Origin of the sequence: Saccharopolyspora sp. NPDC002686, from assembly GCF_040295745.1 — a bacterium.
Lineage (GTDB): Bacteria > Actinomycetota > Actinomycetes > Mycobacteriales > Pseudonocardiaceae > Saccharopolyspora > Saccharopolyspora oryzae.
This window is the reverse complement of the sequence record NZ_JBEOVY010000586.1, coordinates 1-2,478: the sequence shown is the minus strand read 5'-3', so window position 1 is coordinate 2,478 and position 2,478 is coordinate 1. Positions and strand designations below refer to the sequence as shown.

The window sequence follows — 2,478 nt, the reverse complement described above, 5'->3', positions numbered from 1 at the left end:
GCCGCGCGGGCCTGTGCATAACCCCCCGCCCGGCCCCCCAGCCCCCCCCCCCCCCCCCCCCACGCGCGAGGTCACCCCGCGAAGTCCTGCTTCGCAAGCCAGGAGTCGAAGGTGAGCAGGCCCGGGTGGATCTCGCGCAGAGCTGGGATGTCCACTGCGGTGAGGTCCAGCGCGTTCAGCGCCTTGTACGCGTGGTACAGGACCGGGTTCTGCTCGCGGAGGGGCTCCAGCGGCATCTCGACGTGGCGGAGCTCGCGGCCCGTCGCACGGGAGAGACCAGCGGCGATCTGCGGCGGGGTGAGCGCATCACCGGCGATCTGCAGCGCCCCGCCGATGTGCTCGTCGGGGTTCTCGAACGCCAGGGCGGCGAAGGTCCCGATGTCCGCCAAGGCGATCAGCGGTTGTGCCACGTCCGCGCGGAGGGCGCTGACCAGTTCGCCGTTCTCCACCGACTGGCCCGGCAGCATCCCCAGGTAGTTCTCCATGAACGACGCCGGGCGGAGCATCGTGGCCGGCACGCCGATCTCGCGGATGTGCTGTTCGACCGCCCACTTGTTCTCCAGCGTCGGGACGCCGCTCGCCTGGTCGGCGTTGAACCCCGAGGCGTAGACGAGGTGCCGGACTCCGGCGGCCTTCGCGGCGTCTGCGACGTTCTTGCCCCAGCGGACCTCCACCTCATGACTCATGCCCGGTGTCAGCTCGGGCGAGACGAAGGTCGGCTGAACGCTGAAAACCCCGTGCACGCCGCACATCGCGGACTCCAGCGACGCGCGGTCGCCCATGTCGCCTTCGACGACTTCAGCCCCCATGTCGGCGAGCCGTCGAGCCGCGGCGTTCGCGGCGCTGCGGGTGAAGGCCCGCACCTGCCAGCCCCGATTCAACAGCTGGACCGCCGTGGCGCCGCCTTGTTGCCCGGTGGCACCGACGACGAGCACGACCCTGTCTCCTGCGGACACTGCTGCCTCCACTAACCGGATTAAGCGGAACGGTCGCCCCGCTTACTCGGCGACTATACGGAACGCGCGCCCCGGTTGTCCACGGACGCGATAGAGTCAGGGCGTGACGACCACGAACAACCAGGGGAAACGACTGCGCGCGGATGCCCAGCGCAACCGGGATCGCGTCCTGACCGCGGCCCAGGAGCTGTTCGCCGCCGAGGGCCTGTCCGTCCCGCTGGACGACATCGCCCGCCGCGCCGGCGTAGGCCCGGGCACGGTCTACCGCCACTTCCCCACCAAAGAAGCGCTGTTCGACGCGGTCGTCTCGACTCGGATCCAGCTCATGGCCGACCGAGCCCGCGAACAGGCGGAAGCCGACGACCCGGGGCAGGCCTTCTTCGACTACCTCCGCGAGGTGATCGAGCAGGCCGCGCTCAACAAGGACATCTGCGACGCCTTGGAATCGACCGGCCAACAACCAGAAGCGTCCTGCCACGAAGCCGGCTTCAACACCGCCCTGGAAATCCTCCTCGAACGAGCCCAGCGCTCCGGCTCGGTCCGCACCGACATCACGACGCCGGAGCTGCACTCCCTGATCCTCGGCTGCATCGGCATGCACCGGCGAGCAGCAACCGAAAACCGCGCGCCACAAGAGATCGAACTCGTCCTCAACGCCCTCCGCGCCACGCCGTGATGATGTCCTCGGCCCAGGCCGTGACGCGTCCCGAAAAGCCGTCGGCGGGAAAGGTCCCGTCTTGAGCGACGTCGGCGATGGTGACACCGAAAGCCGCGGGCGGGTCCGACATGCCAGGTCCGCTGTCGGGCAACGCGGCGTCGTGGTTGCGGTGGGAATTGGCGCGACGGGCTCGTTCGGTGAGCCGTGTGGTGGCGGCGAGACCTTCGCCGACGTAGGTGTTCAGGATCGCCCAGGCCCGGCCGCGCTCGGAGGCGGGCAAGCGGCTGGGGTGCTGGAGGAGGAAGCAGGAGACCGTGACGCCGTGCAACGGCCCCCAGGGCGCGCGGCGGGAGTGGTCGAGCGCGAGCACGTCCTGGAAAAGCTCTTCGCACGAGCGGGGTTTCGCCGGCGCTCCGCACTCAGGGCAGACCAAATCGCTTCCCCCAGCGTCACTTCGAACGACCATGGTCCCTTCCTGACGTGATGGGCGGACAGCAGAGCCAACGTAATGACTCCAGCCGCTGGAGACTCAAGCGCCGACCAGCTTTCCGGGAGTGGCGGGCCGGGCGCCGGGAGGAGGTGACGCCCGGCCCGCCGGGGAGGTCCGGTGCCCGCGAGGTCGGGGGATTCGGGCACCGGACCAGCTCAGGGATCCGTTCTCAAGTGATGACGCCCGGTGGCCTCGACTTGTCGTCGCCGCTCAGCCTCGACCTCGTCGATCAACTGCCACACGCTCAACGCCCCATCCCCAGCCCCACCGTGCTGAGCCCGCGCAGGCCGAACGAACAACATGCTCGCGATCAACACGTTCACCAACACCAGCGTGCTCACCTGAAGCCAGAACATCGTCATCCCCATTCCTTC

At 69.0% G+C, this 2,478-nt stretch carries 4 protein-coding genes; 1 reads left to right on the top strand and 3 read right to left on the bottom strand.

Annotated features, from left to right (window positions below):
* Positions 1-71: 71 nt before the first annotated feature.
* Positions 72-956: an NmrA/HSCARG family protein gene (locus tag ABTZ89_RS37920; RefSeq protein WP_351054136.1), complete on the bottom strand. Its 885-nt coding sequence runs from the start codon at positions 954-956 to the stop codon at positions 72-74.
* Between the two features lie 103 nt (positions 957-1,059).
* Here ABTZ89_RS37920 and ABTZ89_RS37915 point away from each other — a divergent pair, with 103 nt between their 5' ends.
* Positions 1,060-1,632, top strand: coding sequence for a TetR/AcrR family transcriptional regulator (locus ABTZ89_RS37915; RefSeq protein ID WP_351054133.1), 573 nt, complete (start codon positions 1,060-1,062; stop codon positions 1,630-1,632).
* Here the strand turns inward: ABTZ89_RS37915 and ABTZ89_RS37910 are convergent.
* A complete protein-coding gene (locus ABTZ89_RS37910) occupies positions 1,607-2,047 on the bottom strand; it encodes a DUF5946 family protein (protein ID WP_351054131.1) in 441 nt (146 codons plus the stop codon). The genes ABTZ89_RS37915 and ABTZ89_RS37910 overlap by 26 nt on opposite strands.
* A 212-nt stretch (positions 2,048-2,259) precedes the next feature.
* On the bottom strand, positions 2,260-2,478 hold a 219-nt coding region (locus tag ABTZ89_RS37905; protein ID WP_351054128.1), incomplete at its 5' end, for a hypothetical protein.